This window comes from Streptomyces sp. NPDC020965 (assembly GCF_044333555.1).
Lineage (GTDB): Bacteria > Actinomycetota > Actinomycetes > Streptomycetales > Streptomycetaceae > Streptomyces.
The window spans coordinates 184868-203567 of sequence record NZ_JBIRRE010000010.1 but is presented as its reverse complement, the minus strand read 5'-3'; the positions used below and the strand labels follow the sequence as shown (position 1 = coordinate 203567).

At 71.2% G+C, this 18700-nt stretch carries 16 protein-coding genes and 1 tRNA gene; 10 read left to right on the top strand and 7 right to left on the bottom strand.

What is annotated here, in order from left to right:
• The first annotated feature begins 9 nt into the window (after positions 1-9).
• The gene (locus ACH4S7_RS28145; RefSeq protein WP_398524113.1) at positions 10-525 is read left to right on the top strand and encodes an SUKH-3 domain-containing protein; all 516 of its coding nucleotides are present in this window, start codon (positions 10-12) and stop codon (positions 523-525) included.
• Between the two features lie 254 nt (positions 526-779).
• On the opposite strand, the gene ACH4S7_RS28140 is transcribed toward ACH4S7_RS28145, so the two are convergent.
• A complete protein-coding gene (locus tag ACH4S7_RS28140; RefSeq protein WP_398524112.1) occupies positions 780-2255 on the bottom strand; it encodes a sensor histidine kinase in 1476 nt (491 codons plus the stop codon).
• Between the two features lie 449 nt (positions 2256-2704).
• Between ACH4S7_RS28140 and ACH4S7_RS28135 the strand changes: the two genes are divergently transcribed.
• From ACH4S7_RS28135 to ACH4S7_RS28110, 6 genes are all read left to right on the top strand, one after another.
• Positions 2705-2775 (top strand) — tRNA-Gln (locus ACH4S7_RS28135).
• A 116-nt stretch (positions 2776-2891) separates the two neighbouring features.
• Positions 2892-4340: a bifunctional UDP-N-acetylglucosamine diphosphorylase/glucosamine-1-phosphate N-acetyltransferase GlmU gene (glmU, locus tag ACH4S7_RS28130; RefSeq protein WP_398524111.1), complete on the top strand. Its 1449-nt coding sequence runs from the start codon at positions 2892-2894 to the stop codon at positions 4338-4340.
• A gap of 111 nt (positions 4341-4451) precedes the next feature.
• A complete protein-coding gene (locus tag ACH4S7_RS28125; RefSeq protein ID WP_398524110.1) occupies positions 4452-5429 on the top strand; it encodes a ribose-phosphate diphosphokinase in 978 nt (325 codons plus the stop codon).
• Between the two features lie 438 nt (positions 5430-5867).
• Entirely contained in the window at positions 5868-6452 is a 585-nt protein-coding gene (locus ACH4S7_RS28120) for a 50S ribosomal protein L25/general stress protein Ctc (protein ID WP_398524109.1), read from the top strand.
• Between the two features lie 136 nt (positions 6453-6588).
• Positions 6589-7185: an aminoacyl-tRNA hydrolase gene (pth, locus tag ACH4S7_RS28115; protein ID WP_398524108.1), complete on the top strand. Its 597-nt coding sequence runs from the start codon at positions 6589-6591 to the stop codon at positions 7183-7185.
• A 56-nt stretch (positions 7186-7241) separates the two neighbouring features.
• A complete protein-coding gene (locus ACH4S7_RS28110; RefSeq protein ID WP_398524107.1) occupies positions 7242-7697 on the top strand; it encodes a hypothetical protein in 456 nt (151 codons plus the stop codon).
• A gap of 90 nt (positions 7698-7787) precedes the next feature.
• Here the strand turns inward: ACH4S7_RS28110 and ppc are convergent, their stop codons facing one another.
• A complete protein-coding gene (ppc, locus tag ACH4S7_RS28105) occupies positions 7788-10517 on the bottom strand; it encodes a phosphoenolpyruvate carboxylase (protein WP_398524106.1) in 2730 nt (909 codons plus the stop codon).
• Positions 10518-10733: 216 nt separating this feature from the next.
• Between ppc and ACH4S7_RS28100 the strand changes: the two genes are divergently transcribed.
• A complete protein-coding gene (locus ACH4S7_RS28100) occupies positions 10734-11714 on the top strand; it encodes an acyl-CoA desaturase (RefSeq protein WP_398524105.1) in 981 nt (326 codons plus the stop codon).
• Complete coding sequence (locus ACH4S7_RS28095) at positions 11711-12391, top strand: TetR family transcriptional regulator (protein WP_398524104.1); 681 nt, start codon at positions 11711-11713, stop codon at positions 12389-12391. The genes ACH4S7_RS28100 and ACH4S7_RS28095 overlap by 4 nt, the downstream gene beginning before the upstream one ends.
• A 4-nt stretch (positions 12392-12395) precedes the next feature.
• On the opposite strand, the gene ACH4S7_RS28090 is transcribed toward ACH4S7_RS28095, so the two are convergent.
• Positions 12396-13232 carry a trans-aconitate 2-methyltransferase gene (locus ACH4S7_RS28090; RefSeq protein WP_398524103.1) on the bottom strand — a complete coding sequence of 279 codons (837 nt, stop codon included), beginning with the start codon at positions 13230-13232 and terminating at the stop codon, positions 12396-12398.
• A gap of 142 nt (positions 13233-13374) precedes the next feature.
• On the opposite strand from ACH4S7_RS28090, the gene tamR reads away from it, so the two are divergent.
• On the top strand, positions 13375-13872 hold the full coding sequence (gene tamR, locus ACH4S7_RS28085) for a MarR family transcriptional regulator TamR (RefSeq protein WP_398524102.1): 498 nt from the start codon (positions 13375-13377) through the stop codon (positions 13870-13872).
• On the opposite strand, the gene ACH4S7_RS28080 is transcribed toward tamR, so the two are convergent.
• The 4 genes from ACH4S7_RS28080 to galT form a co-directional block, all read right to left on the bottom strand.
• Positions 13831-14604: a LuxR C-terminal-related transcriptional regulator gene (locus ACH4S7_RS28080; RefSeq protein WP_398524101.1), complete on the bottom strand. Its 774-nt coding sequence runs from the start codon at positions 14602-14604 to the stop codon at positions 13831-13833. The two genes, tamR and ACH4S7_RS28080, sit on opposite strands and share 42 nt — an antisense overlap.
• 390 nt (positions 14605-14994) lie before the next feature.
• A complete protein-coding gene (gene galK, locus ACH4S7_RS28075; protein WP_398524100.1) occupies positions 14995-16113 on the bottom strand; it encodes a galactokinase in 1119 nt (372 codons plus the stop codon).
• The gene (galE, locus tag ACH4S7_RS28070) at positions 16110-17072 is read right to left on the bottom strand and encodes a UDP-glucose 4-epimerase GalE (RefSeq protein ID WP_398524099.1); all 963 of its coding nucleotides are present in this window, start codon (positions 17070-17072) and stop codon (positions 16110-16112) included. The genes galK and galE overlap by 4 nt, the downstream gene beginning before the upstream one ends.
• Entirely contained in the window at positions 17069-18112 is a 1044-nt protein-coding gene (gene galT / locus ACH4S7_RS28065) for a galactose-1-phosphate uridylyltransferase (RefSeq protein WP_398524098.1), read from the bottom strand. The genes galE and galT overlap by 4 nt, the downstream gene beginning before the upstream one ends.
• Between the last annotated feature and the right edge of the window lie 588 nt (positions 18113-18700).

Below are 18700 nucleotides of genomic sequence, written 5' to 3'. Positions count from 1 at the left end.
CCCGCACCGATGCCCGAAAACCTGAGCACCACCCGGTTCCCGGTCGCCGTCGACGCCGCGCTGCGCGAGGCGGGCTGGCAGCCGGGCCGCTGGGACATCCGGCCGGCCGAGCACTGGGCCGACACCCTGAGCGCCTACGAGTCATCGGCGGGCCACCGGCACACGGTCTCGCCCGCCGCGGTGGAGGCGTGGGCCGAATTCGGCGGTCTGCGGATCGCCGCGCTGGGGCCGGGCCGGCAGACCGCGCCGCCGGTCGTGTACGTGGATCCGCTGGCCGGTCTCCATCTGGCCAGGACCCTGGCGGACCTGGGGCGGGCGCTGGACACCACGCTCTCGCCACTCGGGGCGGAGATTTCACCGCTGGGGGCGGAGGGCGACGACCAGGCGGTGCTGGCGATCGACGCGGAGGGCCGGGTGTACAGCATGGATCACACGGGGGACTGGTATCTGGGGGCGGACATCGACCGGGCGCTGACGACGCTGATGATGGGGATGCAGCCGACGCGACTGACACTGGGCGGCTGAGCGGGTGGCCGGCTGACCACCAGGCGCCCTGGCCAACAGATACCCGCGACCACCATGCGCCCCGGGCCACCGGGCACCCGCGACCGTCAGCCGCCCCCGGCCGCCCCGGATACCCGCGACCGTCAACCGCCCCCGGCCACCACCGGCCCGCGACCACCAGGGCCCCTGCCACCCGATACCCGCGACCACCGTGCGCCCCGGGCACCCGGGGCCGTGAAGCCCCCCGGCCGCCCCCGGAAGCGCCCCCGGATCCCTCAGCCGCTCCCGCACCGGGGGCCGTGGTCGCCCGGCTTCGCGACCGGCTCCGGCGCCGGCTCAGCACCCGACTCCCCGTCTGGCTCCGCGCCCGGCCGCGTGCCCGACTCGGCTGCCGACTCGGCTGCCGACTCGGCTACCAACTCGGCTGCCGGCTCGGCTGCCGACCGGTCCGCCAGCACCGCCGATACCCGGAAGCCTCCGGCATCCGTCGGGCCGGAGACGAACACCCCGCCCAGCGCGTGGACCCGCTCCCGCATCCCCACCAGCCCGTTGCCGCCGCTCGGCAGACCGGCGACGGCCGGATCGCTCCCCGTATCGGGGGCACCGTTCTCCACCTGCATGGCGACCTCGGCGTCCCGGTGGGCGATGCGCACCCTGACCTTCGCGCCGGCCGCGTGCTTGTGCACATTGGTGAGCGCCTCCTGGATGACGCGGTAGGCGGTCTGCTCGACCTCCGGCGCGTACTCCCGGGCCTCCCCCTGGACGGCGAGTTCAACGACCATCCCGGCCTGGCGGGACTGGCCGACGAGATCCTCCACATCGGCGATGCAGGGCCCGTCCTCGGCCGCGGCGGCAGCGGCGGCCGCAGCCGCGGCGCCCACCGCGGCGAGCGGTACGGCGGCGGACCGGTGCTGTTCCCCGTCGCTCGCGCGCAGCACGCCCAGCATCTCGCGCAGTTCGGTCAGGGCCTGGCGGCCCATGTCCCCCACGAGCGCGGCGTTCTTCACGGCCTTCGCCGGATCCTTGAGCGCGACCGCCTGGAGCGCCGCCGCGTGGACGACCATCAGGCTCACCCGGTGGGCGACGACGTCGTGCATCTCCCGGGCGATCCGGGTGCGCTCCTCGGTACGGGCCCACTGCGCGCGCTGCTCGGCGCGGTCGGCGAGCAGGGAAAGCTCCTGCTCCAGGCTGTCGGCGCGTTCGCGCAGGCTCTCCATCAGCCGTCGCCTGGCGCCTATATAGAGGCCGAACAGGACCGGTGGCATGGTCAGTCCGACCGCCATGAAGCCCGCCATCGCGGGGACGTACCAGACCCCGGGGTCGCCCAGCTCCTGGCTGTGGACGTCCTGCCGGACCCGTACCAGGGAAACGATCAATGTGGCCACCAGCGACATGCCGGCGAGGGTGGCGACGATCCGGCGCGGTACGTCGGACGCGGCGAGTGTGTAGAGGCCGACGACGGTGAGCAGGAAGCCCATCTCGGCGGGTGTGATCGCGATCGACACGAGGACGACGGCGATGGGCCAGCGGCGCCGGATCAGCAGTGTGGATCCGGCGATCAGTCCGAACAGCACTCCGAGGGGTATGGGAAACGCGGTCTTCTCCGCGAATCTCACGCCCTCCAGAGCGCACTCAAAGGCGGAGACGAGGCCGAGCCCCACATCCAATGCGACGCTTCGCCGCCGTCCCCACCACAGCCAGGTACGGGTGGTCGGACCCGTGCCCTCCTGGTGTGCCCCCGTTATGGTCATGACTCCCAGCCTACGGGCGGGGGCGGATGATTTTCCTGGCAGTTCCACCCGTCGGGCAGGGGGCCGGGGGTACCGGTCGGTGGACGGCCGGAGCCGTGATCGGCATCACGGGCGAGGGCGGGGATCGGCGTCACGGACGGCGGCGGTGATCCCACCCGTACGCCCGGACCGCGCCCCCGCACACCCCGGACCCTGATCCCCGTACCGCGGCCCCTGATCCCCGTACGCACCGGGTGTGACCCCGAGGCCCCGGACCGTGGTCCCCGGGCCCCGGAGTGTGATCCCGCGCGGCCCGCGACCGCGCCGCCCGTACGCACCGGGCGTGGATCTCCCACCGTGGATCTCCACCGGAGGGATCTCCACCGTCGCGTTGGAGGCACCTGGTACGGCATAGTAGGGGCTGCCCTGCGCGCCGGAGGCGAGCAATTCGGAGCGATACGGGCAGACCTTCCCAGGTCGTCTAATGGCAGGACAAATGGTTTTGGTCCATTGAATGAGGGTTCGATTCCTTCCCTGGGAGCCTGGAATCAGCGAGGGCGGGTACTGGCCTACGGGGCCGGGGCCCGCCCTTATTTCATCGGTCAAACCCCCCGGTATCCTTCGGATGTCCATCACCCGAAGCCGAAGGGCATTCCCGTGAGCGCCAACCGCCCGGCAGCCGTCGTCGTCCTCGCAGCGGGTGAGGGCACCCGCATGAAGTCGAAGACCCCCAAGGTCCTGCATGAAATCAGCGGGCGATCCCTCGTCGGACATGTCGTCTCCGCCGCCCGCGAGCTGAACCCCGAGCACCTCGTCGTGGTCGTCGGACACGCCGGCGAGCGGGTCAGGGGTCATCTGACCGAGCGGTACACCGGCACCCGCACCGCCTTCCAGGCCGAGCAGAAGGGCACCGGGCACGCCGTCCGCATCGGGCTCGACGAGCTGGGGCAGGGCATCCACGGCACCGTCGTCGTCGTCTGCGGCGACACCCCGCTGCTCTCCGGCGAGACCCTCGCCGCCCTCGCCACCACCCACGCCTCCGACGGCAACGCCGTCACCGTGCTGACCGCCGAGGTCCCCGACGCCACCGGCTACGGACGGATCGTCCGGGACGCCGCCAACGGGGCCGTCACCGCGATCGTCGAGCACAAGGACGCCACCGCGGCCCAGCTCGCCATCCGGGAGATCAACTCCGGTGTCTTCGCCTTCGACGGGCAGCTCCTGGCGGACGCCCTCGGCAAGGTGCGCACCGACAACAGCCAGGGCGAGGAGTACCTCACCGATGTCCTCGGCATCCTCCGGGAGGCCGGCCACCGCGTCGGCGCGTCCATCTCGGGCGATCACCGCGAGATCCTCGGCATCAACAACCGCGTCCAGCTCGCCGAGGCCCGCGCGCTCCTCAACGAACGACTCCTGAGCCGGGCCATGATGGCCGGGGTCACCGTGGTCGACCCGGCGTCGGTGCTGATCGATGTCACCGTCACTTTCGAGCCAGACGCCGTCATCCACCCGGGGACCCAATTGCTGGGCACCACCCATCTCGCCGAGGGCGCCGAGGTCGGGCCCAACACCCGCCTCACGGACACCACCGTGGGCGCCGGCGCCCGGGTGGACAACGCGGTCGCCTACTCCTCCGAGGTCGGCCCGGGAGCCTCGGTCGGCCCGTACGCCTATCTCCGTCCGGGCACCCGGCTGGGCGCGAAGTCCAAGGCGGGGACCTATGTGGAGATGAAGAACGCGTCGATCGGCGAGGGGACCAAGGTCCCCCATCTGTCGTACGTCGGTGACGCCACCATCGGCGAGTACACGAACATCGGTGCCGCCAGCGTCTTCGTGAACTACGACGGCGAGGCGAAGCACCACACCACGATCGGCTCGCACTGCAAGACCGGTTCGGACAACATGTTTGTGGCACCCGTCACGGTCGGGGACGGCGCCTACACCGCCGCGGGCTCGGTCATCACCAAGGACGTACCGGCCGGTTCGCTGGCCGTGGCCCGTGGCCAGCAGCGGAATATCGAGGGTTGGGTGGCCCGCAAGCGGCCCGGCAGCGCCGCGGCACAGGCCGCCGCGGTCGCGTCGGAACGAGCCACTGACGAGAACTGACCGGAAACAGGTACGCCGAACTCGGCGTACGGTGATACGTGCACCCCACATTCGGCTGGCTCGCGCCCGTACATCCGCGGCCAGAGAAACACCCTCCGAGGAGACTGTGCTGTGACCGGGAACAAGACGACCGGCGAGAAGAAGCTGAGGCTCTTCTCCGGCCGCGCCCACCCCGAGCTGGCCGAGGAAGTCGCACACCAACTGGGTGTCACCCTGGTGCCCACCAAGGCATTCGACTTCGCGAACGGCGAGATCTACGTCCGCTTCCAGGAGTCCGCCCGCGGCGCCGACTGCTTCCTGATGCAGAGCCACACGGCCCCCATCAATAAGTGGATCATGGAGCAGTTGATCATGATCGATGCTCTGAAGCGGGCCTCCGCCCGGAGCATCACCGTGATCGTCCCGTTCTACGGCTACGCCCGCCAGGACAAGAAGCACCGCGGCCGCGAGCCGATCTCGGCCCGTCTGGTCGCCGACCTGATGAAGACGGCCGGCGCCGACCGCATCCTCACGGTCGACCTGCACACCGACCAGATCCAGGGCTTCTTCGACGGCCCGGTCGACCACCTCTTCGCGCTGCCGATCCTCGCCGACTACGTCGCGGCGAAGATCGACCCCGCCAAGCTCACCGTCGTCTCCCCCGACGCCGGCCGGGTCCGGGTCGCCGACCGCTGGTGCGACCGCCTCGGCGCGCCGCTGGCCATCGTCCACAAGCGCCGTGACAAGGACGTCGCCAACCAGGTGACCGTCCACGAGGTCGTCGGCAACGTCAAGGGCCGGGTCTGCGTCCTCGTCGACGACATGATCGACACCGGTGGCACCATCTGCGCCGCCGCCGACGCCCTCTTCGCCAACGGCGCGGAGGACGTGATCGTGACGGCCACCCACGGCGTGCTCTCCGGCCCGGCCGCGGACCGGCTGAAGAACTCCAAGGTCAGCGAGTTCATCTTCACCAACACGCTGCCCGACCCGGGCAACCTGGAGCTGGACAAGATCACCGTGCTCTCGATGGCGCCGACCATCGCCCGCGCGGTGCGCGAGGTCTTCGAGGACGGCTCCGTGACGAGCCTCTTCGACGAGCAGGCGTAACAGCGCGAACAGCGCGACCGGCACAACCGGCACGGACAACGCGGACAACGCGAACGACACGGACGCGTGTACGGGCCGGGGGACCGGCCGATAGAGCCGATAGAAGGGCCGCACTCTCCCCGGAGGGTGCGGCCCTTCCACATGACCCGCATGACCCGCATGACCCGCATGACCCGCGCAAGCGTGGTCCGTGTGCACATCGGTCCATGGCCCGGGGCGCCCCCGCAGCACGGTCCGTGACGGTCCCGCCCCGCCCCGCGCCCGCCCGATGATCGATTGGGTGAGCGGCCCAGACCTGCGTAGACTGTCGAAGTTGCTCGGCGAGGGAGGCCGCACATTCGGTGCGGCGGTCCGTTATCGACGCGCTCTTCGTAGCAGGCGTAGCAGGCCATTCATGGCCGGGTGACCATCAGATCCATCGCCATACGAGGAGTGCACATGTCCGAGGTGAAGCTCGCCGCCGCGATCCGTACCGAGTTCGGCAAGGGCGCGGCCCGTCGCGTCCGCCGCGCCAACCTGGTTCCCGGTGTTCTGTACGGCCACGGCACCGACCCGGTCCACGTCACGCTGCCGGGCCACGAGCTGCTGCTCGCCCTGCGCACCCCGAACGTCCTGATCGCCCTGGACGTCGACGGCACCACCGCGCTGGCCATCCCGAAGGCCGTCCAGCGCGACCCGCTGAAGGGCCACCTGGACCACATCGACCTGCTGCTGGTGAAGCGCGGCGAGAAGGTCACGGTCGAGATCCCCGTGCACACCGAGGGCGACCTGGCCCCCGGCAACTTCCTGCTGGAGCACGTCCTCAACACCCTGCCGGTCGAGGCCGAGGCCACCCACATCCCCGAGTCCGTGACGGTCTCCGTCGCCGGCCTTGAGGGCGGCGCGTCCGTGCTCGCCAAGGACATCCCGCTGCCGGCCGGTTCGACGCTGGCCGTGGACGAGGACACCGTCGTCCTCCAGGTCCTGGCCGCGCAGGCCGAGGAGCCGGCCGCCGAGGGCGACGCCGAGACCGCCGAGGTCTGAGCCTGAGGGATTCCGCCACGGAATCCCGTACTCCGTTCGCCGCCCGTGCCGACAGGCGCGGGCGGCGAACGGTTGTCCCGACGACAATGCCCGGACGACAGTGCCCGGATGACGGTGCTCGGATGGAGACGCGCAGATGACGACCGACGCGAACGCCCCCTGGCTCGTCGTGGGCCTCGGCAACCCCGGGCCCGGGTACGCCGCGAACCGGCACAACATCGGGTTCATGGTGGCCGATCTGCTCGCCGACCGGATCGGCGGCAACTTCAAGCGCGCGCAGAAGGCCCAGGCCCAGGTCGTCGAGGGCCGCATCGGCCCCCCGGGACCCGCGAGCCGCCGGATCGTGCTGGCCAAGCCGATGTCGTACATGAACCTCTCCGGTGGTCCGGTCACCGGTCTGCGCGACTTCTACAAGATCCCCACGGCGAACATCGTGGCGATCCATGACGAGCTGGACATCGACTACGGGGTCCTGCGGCTGAAGCTCGGCGGCGGGGACAACGGCCACAACGGTCTGAAGTCGATGACGAAGGCGATGGGCCCGGAGTACCACCGGGTACGGTTCGGGATCGGCCGCCCGCCCGGCCGGATGCAGGTCGCCGACTTCGTCCTGAAGGACTTCTCGGCGGCGGAGCGCAAGGAGCTCGACTACTTCGTGGACCGGACCGCGGACGCGGTGGAGTCCCTGGTGATCGACGGCCTGGAACGCGCCCAGAGTACGTACAACTCCTGACAAGCCCCCCACCACTGGTTGACCGGCCGCGCCCGGATGCCCAAGGATCCCGCTCCATGAGTCAGCTCCTCCTCCACACCCGCCGTCTGGTGATGGGCCTCGTCGCTCTGCTGCTGCTGGTGGCCGGAGTCTGGTCGTCGTGGGACACCGCCCAGCACGTGATGCTCACGAAGGGCCGTGAGCACGGCACGATCACGATCGCCCGCTGTGACGACGAGACCTGCACAGGACCGTACGACCCCGACGGCTCGGCCGCGGTCCGCTCCGGTATGACGATCGAGAAGTCGGTCGCGGTGGAGAAGGGCGAGAGGCTGCCGGTGGTGGTGAAGCCGGACACGGCGGAGCTGGTCCGCGCGGGGACCGGAGGGGTGTTCCACGCCTGGGTGCCGCTCGGCGGTGCGCTGGTACTGGCGGGTCTCGTCATCGGCGGCGGGCTGCGGCTGACCCGGTTCGCCTGGGCGACGGTCGCGGCGGGCGGCGCGGTGCTGGTGGGCACCTTCTTCACCCTCTGAGCGCGCCCGGTGAGCGCGCCCTGAGCGCGCCCGGGAACGCCGCTGCCCGGCACGTGGACGCGCCGGGCAGCGGACGGGGACCTCAGAGTGTCAGCCGGTGTTGCGCAGGCCCGCCGCCACCCCGTTCACGGTCAGCAGCAGCGCCCGCGACAGCAGCGGATCGGGCTCCTCGCCCCGCTCCACCGCCCCGCGCTGGCGCGCCAGCAGCGAGACCTGAAGGTAGGAGATCGGGTCCAGATAGGCGTCCCGGATACCGAACGTCTGCTGGAGCACCGGGTTGTTGCCGAGCAGTCGGTCGCCCCCGGTGACCTTGAGGACCTCCTCGACCGTCAGCGCGTGCTCCGCCTCGATGGCGCTGAAGACGTGCCGCAGATCGTCCGGCACCAGCGTGTCCACATAGTGCCGGGCGATCCGCAGATCGGTCTTGGCCAGCGTCATCTCGACATTGGCGACGAAGTTGCGGAAGAAGTGCCAGTGCTCGTGCATCTCGCTGAGCACCGTGTCGAGACCGGCCTCCCGCAGCGCCTTGAGGCCCGACCCCACCCCGAACCAGCCCGGCACGATCTGCCGGGACTGCGTCCAGCCGAAGACCCACGGGATGGCCCGCAGACCGTCCAGTCCGGCCCCCGAGTCCGGGCGGCGCGAGGGGCGCGAGCCGAGGTGCAGATCGGCGAGCTGGTCCACCGGCGTGGAGGCGAAGAAGTACGCCGGGAGATCCGGGTCGTCCACCAGGCGGCGGTAGGCCGCGTGGGCCGCGTCCGAGACGGTGTCCATCGCCGCGTCCCAGCGCGACAGCGCCTCGTCCGACTGGCGCGGCGCGGTGTGCAGGGCGGACGCCTGGAGCGTGGCCGCGACGGTCAGCTCCAGGTTCTCCCTGGCCAGCGACGGGATCAGATACTTGTCGGAGATGACCTCGCCCTGCTCGGTCACCTTGATCTCGCCCTCCAGCGTGCCCCAGGGCTGCGCCAGGATCGCGTCGTGCGAGGGGCCGCCACCGCGGCCGACGGTGCCGCCGCGGCCGTGGAAGAGCCGGAGCCGCACGCCGTGGCGGTGCGCGACGTCGCGCAGCCGGCGCTGCGCCCGGTGGATCTCCCACTGCGAGGTGGTGATGCCGCCGAACTTGGAGGAGTCGGAGTAGCCGAGCATGACCTCCTGGACGTCGCCGCGCAGGGAGACGAGCCGGCGGTACGAGGGGTCGGCGAGCATCCCGTCGAGGATGATGTCGGCCGCGCGCAGCTCGTCGGTGGTCTCCAGGAGCGGCACGATGCCGATCTTCGCCCAGCCGCCGTGGAGGTCGATCAGACCGGCCTCGCGGGCCAGTACGGCCGCCGCGAAGACGTCGTCGGCGCCCTGGCACATCGAGATGATGTACGACTCGATGACCTCGGGGCCGAAGCGCTCGAACGCCTCCTTGACGGTGTGGAAGACGCCGAGGGTCTTCTGTCCCGCGGCGTCCAGCGGCGCCGGGGTCGGGGCGAGCGGACGGCGGGAGCGCAGTTCCTTGGCGAGCAGCTTCTGCCGGTAGTCGCGGGGCATGTCCGCGTACCGCCAGGACTCCTCGCCGAGCCGGTCGAAGAGCTGCCCGAGTGCGTGGTGGTGGGCGTCCGCGTGCTCGCGTACGTCCATGGTGGCGAGCTGGAGTCCGAAGGCGGTGAGCGTACGGATCGTCCGGTCCATCCGGCCGTCGGCGAACAGCTCGCCCCGGTGCTCGCGCAGCGAGGTCTGGATCTGGGTGAGGTCGGCGATCAGCTCGGCGTTGCCGAGGTAGTCGCGGCCCGGCTCGTGCGGGGTGCCCTTGGCGAGGCGCTCGCGGGTGTTGACGAGCTTCTGCTGGACGCAGGTGGCCTTGAGGCGGTACGGCTCCTCGGCGTTGAGCCGCTTGTAGCGGGGGCTGATCTCCGGGAGCAGCTCCAGGTCCTTCTGGAGCGAGGTGAGCAGCTCCTCGGTGGCTCCGGTGTAGCGGATGGAGTTGGAGAGCAGTCCGCGCAGGGAGTCGATCAGTCCGAGGGCGTCGGTGATGCCGTGCTCGTGCTGGAGGATCAGCACTTCCCGGGTCACCGCGGGGGTGACGTTGGGGTTGCCGTCGCGGTCGCCGCCGATCCAGGTGCCGAAGGTGAGCGGGCGGGTGCCGGCCGGCAGTTCGACGCCGATGCGCTCCAGTTCGGCGGCGAGGTCCTCCAGGACGTCACCGACGGCGTTGGCGTGCAGTTCGTCCAGGTAGTAGATCGCGTTGCGCGCCTCGTCGGCCGGTTCGGGTCGGACGACGCGGAGTTCGTCGGTCTGCCAGATGAGGTCGATGTTCTCGGCGAGTCGCAGATCGTCGCGGCGCCGGTCGGCGGGGCCGGCCGGGTTCTCCAGGAGGGCGGCGATGCGGCGCAGCTTGTTCAGCACCGAGCGCCGGGCGGCCTCGGTCGGGTGGGCGGTGAAGACGGGCCGGACGTTGAGGTTCTTGACGGTCTCGCGCAGATGGTCGGGGTCGGCGTCCTTGAGCCGGTCCGCGGTGCGGGCCAGCAGCCCGCCCTCGGCGGCGCGCCGTTCGCGCATCTCATGGCCCCGGTGCACCTGTTCGGTGACGTTGGCCAGGTGGAAGTAGGTGGAGAAGGCGCGGACCAGTTTGGCCGCGGTCTCCAGGTCGGTGTCGCCCAGCAGCTTCGCCGCTGCCTCGCCGTCGCTCCGGGTCAGGGCCCGGACACGCTCGACGAGGTCGAGCAGATCAGGACCTTCCTGGCGGACGATGGTCTCGCCCAGGAGGTCGCCCAGTCGGCGGATGTCGGCCCGAAGTTCGGCGCTGGCCGTTGGTGTCTGGTCGGCACTGCTCACAGGTGCGGCTCCTTGCAGTGTTTGAGCACGTCTGGAGGGGTACTGGAGGCTGCGGACCGCGCTGTCCGACGAGACCCAGGATAGGTGTCCATTTTCCCGACGTTATCCACAGGTCTCTTGTCCCCGAGCTACGCACTGCCATACTTACGTCGCCGTAGGTTACGCGGTCGTAGCCCGGGCACCCTCCCACCTCCCTCACCCCCCAGGGGAACCTCCATGACGACACGCTCCGATCTGCTCGACGACGTCCCGAAGGCGTCCGTCGACGACCTCCCCTCCGCGACACTGGGCGGGGACAAGAAGAGGTCGGTCGAGCGAATCGCCTTGCTCATCTTTATCGTGGTGCCCTTCCTCGCCGTGGTGGCCGCGGTGCCGCTGGCCTGGGGCTGGGGGGTGAGCTGGCTCGATCTGGGGCTGATGGTCGGGATGTACTTCATCGGCTGCCACGGCATCACCATCGGCTTCCACCGCTACTTCACGCACGGCGCCTTCAAGGCGAAGCGCCCGCTGCGGATCGCGCTGGCCATCGCGGGCTCGATGGCCGTCGAGGGGCCGCTGGTGCGCTGGGTGGCCGACCACCGCAAGCACCACAAGTTCTCCGACGCCGAGGGCGACCCGCACTCGCCGTGGCGGTTCGGGGAGACGCTGCCCGCGCTGATGAAGGGCCTGTGGTGGGCCCATATCGGCTGGATGTTCGACGAGGAGCGCACCCCGCAGCAGAAGTACGCACCGGACCTGATCAAGGACCCGGCGATCCGGCGGATCTCCCGTGACTTCCTCTACTGGACCGCGCTGTCGCTGGCGATCCCGCCGCTGGTCGGCGGTCTGGTCACGATGTCGTGGTGGGGCGCGTTCACCGCGTTCTTCTGGGGCTCCCTGGTGCGGGTCTCGCTGCTGCACCATGTGACCTGGTCGATCAACTCGATCTGTCACGCGGTCGGCAACCGCCCCTTCCTGGCGCGGGACCGCTCGGGCAATGTGTGGTGGCTGGCGGTGCTGTCCTGCGGCGAGTCCTGGCACAACCTGCACCACGCGGACCCGACGTCCGCGCGCCACGGAGTGCTGCGCGGCCAGGTGGACTCCAGCGCGCGGCTGATCCGCTGGTTCGAGAAGTTGGGGTGGGCGTATGACGTCAGGTGGCCCAGTGCCGCCCGTATCGACGCCCGCCGTCGGAGCGAGACCGCCGACACGGCATGATGGACGACGTGGCGACCGACGGCAGTAGTGGTACGGAGAAGAACCGGCCCACCCGGCGTGCGCGCCGGGTGCGGATGACCGGCGCTGAGCGCCGTGAGCAACTGCTGGACATCGGCCGCACGCTCTTCGCCGACAAGGGCTTCGAGGGCACTTCGGTGGAGGAGATCGCGGCGAAGGCGGGGGTCTCCAAGCCGGTGGTGTACGAGCACTTCGGCGGCAAGGAGGGGCTGTACGCGGTCGTGGTCGACCGTGAGATGCGCCAGTTGCTCGAAGGGGTGACGGGCGCGCTGACGGCCGGCCATCCGCGGGAGCTGCTGGAGCAGGCGGCCTTCGCCCTCCTCGACTACATCGAGACGTACACGGACGGTTTCCGGATTCTGGTCCGGGACTCGCCGGTGGCCCAGTCGACGGGCACGTTCGCCTCGCTGATCAGCGATATCGCGACGCAGGTCGAGGACATCCTCGGCATGGAGTTCAAGAACCGCGGCTTCGATCCGAAGCTGGCGCCGCTGTACGCACAGGCCCTGGTGGGCATGGTCGCGCTCACGGGCCAGTGGTGGCTGGACGCCCGCCGCCCGAAGAAGGCGGAGGTCGCGGCGCATCTGGTGAATCTGGCGTGGCACGGTCTGGACGGCCTGGAGCCGAAGCCGCGGTTGATGGGGCACCGGAAGAGCTGAGTGGTCATCGCGGCTTCCCGGCGACGGCGAAGAGCCGGCGGAAGGGGAAGACCGTGCCCCGCTCCCCCGGCGGATACGCCTCCCGGAGCAGCGCGCGGTACTCGTCGAGGAACGCGTCCCGCTCGGCCGCGTCGGACGGCGAGCCGGTCGCCAGCTCGGTCAGGACCGGGCGCAGGGTGGTGCCCTTGACCCAGTCCAGCACCGGATCGTCCCCGGTCAGGAGCTGGAGGTAGGTCGTCTCCCAGACGTCGGCCGGACAGCCCAGCTCCGTCAGCCGGGCGAGGTAGTCGGCGGGTTCCAGTACGGCGGTGACACCGTGCCCCTGCCCGCCGAGGCGGTCGCGCCAGCGGGGGGCCGCGCAGAGGTCGGCGAGCAGCCGGTGGCTGGGCGCGTTGAAGTTGGCGGGGACCTGGAAGGCGAAGGTGCCGCCGGGGGAGAGGCCGTCGATCCAGCGGGCGAAGAGCCCGGCATGGCCCGGCACCCAGTGGAGGGCCGCGTTGGAGACGATCAGGTCGTATGGCTCGTCCGGTGTCCAGTGCGCGGCGTCGCCGGCCCGGAAGTCGAGCCGGCCGCCCCCGGCCGTGGGCCCGGCGAACTCCTCCTCGGCCCGCGCGAGCATCTCCGGGGAGTTGTCGAAGCCGGTGATCCGGGCGGTGGGCCAGCGGTGGCCGAGCAGCGCGGTGACATTGCCCGCGCCACAGCCGATGTCCGCGATACGCGGCCCGCCGCCGTCCGTGGTGGGTGGCTCCGGGATCCGGGCGAGCAGATCGAGGAACGGCCGGGTGCGGTGTCCGGAGTGGCGCAGATACTGCCGCGGGTCCCAGGTCGGTGCGGAACGCATGGTGGAGCCCTCTCGCTGGTGCGTACGACCGGACCACGAGGCCGGCACTCCGCCGGCCGGGGGGCCTGGTCTCCTATGGTCCAGCACCATATATCTTGACGTCAAGAGACTTCATGTCGAGGGACCCTCTACACTGATCGGCATGGAGGACGAGGTCGATCGACTGGTCGCAGCATGGCGCCGGGAGCGCCCTGACCTCGACGTGGAACCGCTGGAGGTGCTCAGCCGGGTCTCCCGGCTCGCCCGCCACCTCGACCGCGCACGCCGGCTCGCGTTCTCCGAGCACCAGCTCGAACCGTGGGAGTTCGACGTCCTCACCTCGCTGCGGCGCGCGGGGGATCCGTACCAGCTCTCCCCCGGCCAACTGCTCACCCAGACCCTGGTGACCTCGGGCACGATGACCAACCGCATCGATCGGCTCGCCAAGAAGAACCTCGTGGAGCGGCTGCCCGACCCCAGCGACCGGCGCGGAGTGCTGGTCCGGCTGACCCCGGAGGGCCGGGACCGCGCCGACCAGGCGCTGGCCGGGCTGCTCGCCCAGGAGCGGGCGATCCTCGGCGAGCTGTCCCGCGCCCAGCGCGGGGAGCTGGCCGGACTGCTACGCCAGCTGACCGCCCCGTTCGACAACATCCCCGGTTAGATCCACCGGGCCGACCCCGGCCCGGCGGGCGAGGGCGACCGCCGCGAGGGTGGAGTGCACCCCGAGCTTCCCCAGCACATTCTGCATATGGGTGCGGACGGTGTGCGGGGAGAGGAAGAGGCGCTCGGCGACCGCCTTCCGCCCCAGCCCGGCGACCATGCAGCGGAGCACCTCGCGCTCGCGCGGGGTGAGCGACTCGACCAGCCGCTCGCTCTCGGTGCGGTGCTTACGGGCCGCGGTCAGCTCCCGCAGCACGCCGGTGAGCAGCGCGGGCGGCAGATGGGTCTCGTCCCGCAGCACACCGCGGATCACCGCCAGCAGTCGTTGCAGCGAACAGTCCTTGGCGACCCAGCCGGAGGCGCCCGCCTGGAGGGCCAGCGCGGCACGGCACGGATCGTCCTTCTCGGCGAGCACGACGGTGCGGACGGCGGGCTGCCCGGAGCGGACACCGGCGACCAGGGAGATCCCGTCGACGATCCCGTCGTCCCCGTCGTCGGACACGGCACGGGCGACGGGCGTGCGCACACCGGGCCCGCCGATGCCCAGATCGGCATCGACGAGCATCACATCGAACGGACGGCCGTCGGCAGCCGCCCGGTCCAGACATCGCAGCGCGGCGGGCCCGCTGCCAGCCGCCGCCACATCGACGTCGGACTCGGCGGCCAGCGCCGCTGCGAGCGACTCGGCGAAGATTCGGTGGTCGTCCACCACCAGGACCCGGATACGGACCACAGATACCCCCAGGGTCGGAGGACGATTCGGAAGTGGGCACGGCACCGGAAGGCGGAGTCAGCGGTCGCGCGGCGCCGCCGCGCTCTGACTGATACCCCACCCCGGGCGTCGTACCCGATATGTCGTCCCCTGATCGACACCGGCCCCCACCGGTGCTGAAACTCAGAGTACGGACGGGGGGCGGGAGCGGAAGGCTATTTGCAGAACTGATGACTCAGGGGCGTTCCAGGTGTGCGGGATGTTGTGTTGTGGGACGCAAATCGTCAGAGATCGACACACGGTCGCCACGCACGGCGGCGTAGGGGGCCGGGCGGCACGGCCCCACACCGAGCGGCGCCGGCGCGGCGGCGCCGCATCGGCACCCGGCCGCGCGCCGCGACCCAGCAGCCGTCACGACAGCCGCAGCGCCCCACTCGACGCCCGCGCGCCGAAGACCCCGGGCGCGCGGTACCCCGCAGTCGCGAACGCCGACTCCACCGCCCGGGTGACCGCCGCCGAGGCCGCCCGCTCCGTCAGGACGATCGCCGCGCCACCGAAACCACCGCCCGTCATCCGCGCCCCGAGCGCCCCCGCCGCCAGCGCCGCCGACACCACCAGGTCCAGCTCCGGGCACGACACCCGGAAGTCGTCCCGGAGGGAGGTGTGGCTCGCCGTGAGGACGGGGCCGATCCGTCGCGGCTCGCCCGCCTCCAGCAGCGCGACCACCCGTCTGACCCGGTGGTTCTCCGTCACCACATGCCGGACCAGGGCCCGCGATCCAGGGTCCGGCAGCCGGTCCAGGGCCTCGGCGAGCGCCGCGTACGGAACATCCCGGAGGGCCGGGACGCCCAGCGTCTCCGCCGCCGACTCGCACCCCGCCCGCCGCCGCCCGTACGCGCCGTCGCTGTGCGCGTGCTTGACCCGGGTGTCGAACACCAGCAGGTCCAGGCCGTACGCGGGCAGGTCCAGCGGGATCTGTCGCCGGGAGAGGTCCCGGGTGTCCAGGAAGAGCGCATGGCCCTCGACGCAGCACGCCGACGCCGTCTGGTCCATGATCCCGGTGGGCGCGCCGACGTAGACGTTCTCGGCGCGGCGGCAGAGCGACGCCATCCGCTGCCGCTCCAGGCCCAGTCCGTACAGATCGTCGAGGGCGAGCGCCGTGACGACCTCCAGCGCGGCCGACGAGGACAGCCCCGCGCCGGCGGGGACCGTGGACGTGTAGTGGAGGTCGGCACCGCCGATCCGGTGGCCCGCCTCCCGCAGCGCCCAGACCACACCGGCCGGATAGTCGGACCAGCCGCCCGGACCGCGCCCCGGGGCGAGTTCGTCCACCCGTAGCTCGACGGTGTCGACGGCCGACCCGGTGCCGACGGCGTCGGAACGCAGCCGCAGCAGACCGTCGTCGCGGCGCGTGACGGTGGCGACGACGGTCCGGGGCAGCGCGAAGGGCATCACGAAGCCGTCGTTGTAGTCGGTGTGCTCACCGATCAGATTCACCCGTCCGGGGGCCGCCCACACTCCCCCGTTCATCCGACCCGCCCCCGCGCGAACTCCCAGGCGTCCGCCACGATCCCGTCCAGGTCCGACCGGCTGGGGGTCCAGCCGAGGCGCTCCCGCGCGGTGGCCGCCGACGCGATCAGCACGGCCGGGTCGCCGCCCCGGCGCGGGGCGGACACCTGGGGCACCGGATGCCCGGTGATCCTCCGTACGGTCTCGATGACCTCCCGTACCGAGAAGCCGTTGCCGTTGCCGAGGTTGCAGATCAGATGGGTGCCGGGGGTGGCCGCGCGGAGCGCCAGCAGATGGGCCTCGGCCAGGTCGGCGACGTGGATGTAGTCCCGGACGCAGGTGCCGTCGGGGGTCGGGTAGTCCTCCCCGTACACCGTGATCGACTCACGGTGGCCGAGGGCGACGGCCAGCACGAGCGGGATGAGGTGCGATTCGGGGTCGTGGCGCTCGCCGTACCGGCCGTACGCGCCGGCCACGTTGAAGTACCGCAGGGAGACCGCCGCAAGGCCGTGGGCCGTCGCCTCGCCGCCGATCATATGGTCGACGGCGAGTTTGGAGGCCCCGTACGGGCTGGTCGGCGCGGTGGGGTCGGACTCGGTGACCGGACCGCCTGACGCCACATCGCCGTAGGTCGCCGCCGTCGAGGAGAAGACGAGCGTGCGGACGCCCGTCGAGCGCATCGCGGCGAGCAGCGCCATCGTGCCCCCGACGTTGTTGGCCCAGTACTTCTCGGGCCGTGCGACGGACTCGCCGACCTGCGAGGAGGCCGCGAAGTGGAGCACCCCGGCGTAGGAGGGGTCCAGCCAGCGGGCCGCTTCGCGGACATCGCCCTCGATGAAGGCGGCGGCCACCGGGACCGCTTCCCGGAAGCCGGTGGAGAGGTCGTCGAGGACGGTCACCTCGTGCCCCGCCGCCAGCAGATGGCCCGCCACGACACTTCCGATGTATCCGGCGCCGCCCGTCACCAGGTACTTGCTCATGCGCTCGCTGCCTCTCGCAGTCGCTGGGCCGCGGTCTCCGGCGGCACATCGTTGATGAACACGCTCATACCGGATTCGGAGCCGGCGAGGAACTTCAGCTTGCCGGACGTCCGGCGAATGGTGAAAAGCTCCAGATGGAGCGCGAAGTCCGCCCGGCCGGGCGCGTCGAACGGCGCCTGGTGCCACGCCGAGACGTACGGGGTGGGCGGTTCGGCCGCACCGAAGAGCCGGTCGAAGCGGCGCAGCAGATCGAGATAGACCCGGGGGAATTCGGCGCGCGCGGCGTCACTCAGCTCCCGCAGGTCCGGCACCCGACGCCGGGGGTGGAGATGGACCTCGTACGGCCAGTGGGCGGCGTACGGGACGAAGGCGATCCAGTGCTCGGCGGCGACCACCACCCGGGCGCCGTCGGAGAGTTCGCGTGCGACGAGGTCGTCGAAGAGATTCCGGCCGGTCCGCTCGTGGTGCCCGGCGGCGGAGCGCAGCATCAGCTCGGTGCGCGGGGTGACGAAGGGGTACGCGTAGATCTGGCCGTGCGGATGGCCGAGGGTCACCCCGATCTCGGCGCCCCGGTTCTCGAAGCAGAAGACCTGTTCCACCTGGGGGAGGGCGGCGAGTTCGGTGGTGCGGTCGGTCCAGGCGGCCAGGACGAGGGCGGCCTGCTCCTCGTGGAGGTCGGCGAAGGACGCGTCGTGGTCGGAGGTGAAACAGACGACCTCGCAGCGGCCGGAGTCCCCGGCGAGGGAGGGGAACCGGTTCTCGAAGACGACCACGTCGTAGTCGGCGGCGGGGATCTCGCTGAGCCGGCCGTCGCGGGACGGGCAGAGCGGGCATTCGTCGGCCGGGGGGTGGTAGACGCGGTCCTGCCGGTGGGAGGCGACGGCGACCGAGTCGCCGAGCAGTGGATCATGACGGATCTCGGAGCTGGTGGCGACCGGGTCGAGCGGTCGCCGGTCGACGGCGTCGCGCACGGTGTCGTCACGGGAGTCGTAGTAGAGCAGTTCCCGCCCGTCGGCGAGCCGGGTCGATGTCTTCTTCACCGGGCGACTCCCTCACGCTGCCGGACGCTCGGCCGGCACACCCCAGACGACCCGGCGCTGCCAGGTCGGATCCCATTGGCAAACATAAACGAACACAACAAACCACAAGGCAACAGGCAGCGTCAATGGTCTCGAAGTATGCGCCCGTCTCTCGCATTCCCGTGCATACACGGACAGGACAGGGGGACGCACCGCCCGATATCGCCCGTTCGCACGAGTGCCGTACGGGGCTGGGGATGCGAGGGGTACGGGAGATACGAGGGATAAGGGAGGGAGGTGCTGGGCCTGGCGCAGGGGAGGGACAGGCGCGGCACAGCGGAACGGTGGAGTACGCAGAGGGCGCGCGCAGGGGACGCACGGAGAACACACGGGCGACGCACAGGATCACTCAGTGGTGGTCCGGTCCCGGGCGGCGGGCGGTTCCGGGGGGCTGGTTCCGGGGGCCGGCTCGGACAGCGGGCGGTACCAGGAAGGGGGCGGCCGGTTCCGGGGCCCGTTCGGGGCGGTGCGACTCGCGCCGGGAAAACGGCCGGGGGAACGGGGAGCGCACCCGGGTGCCGGTTCCGAAAGCCGGTGCTTCCGGGAGCC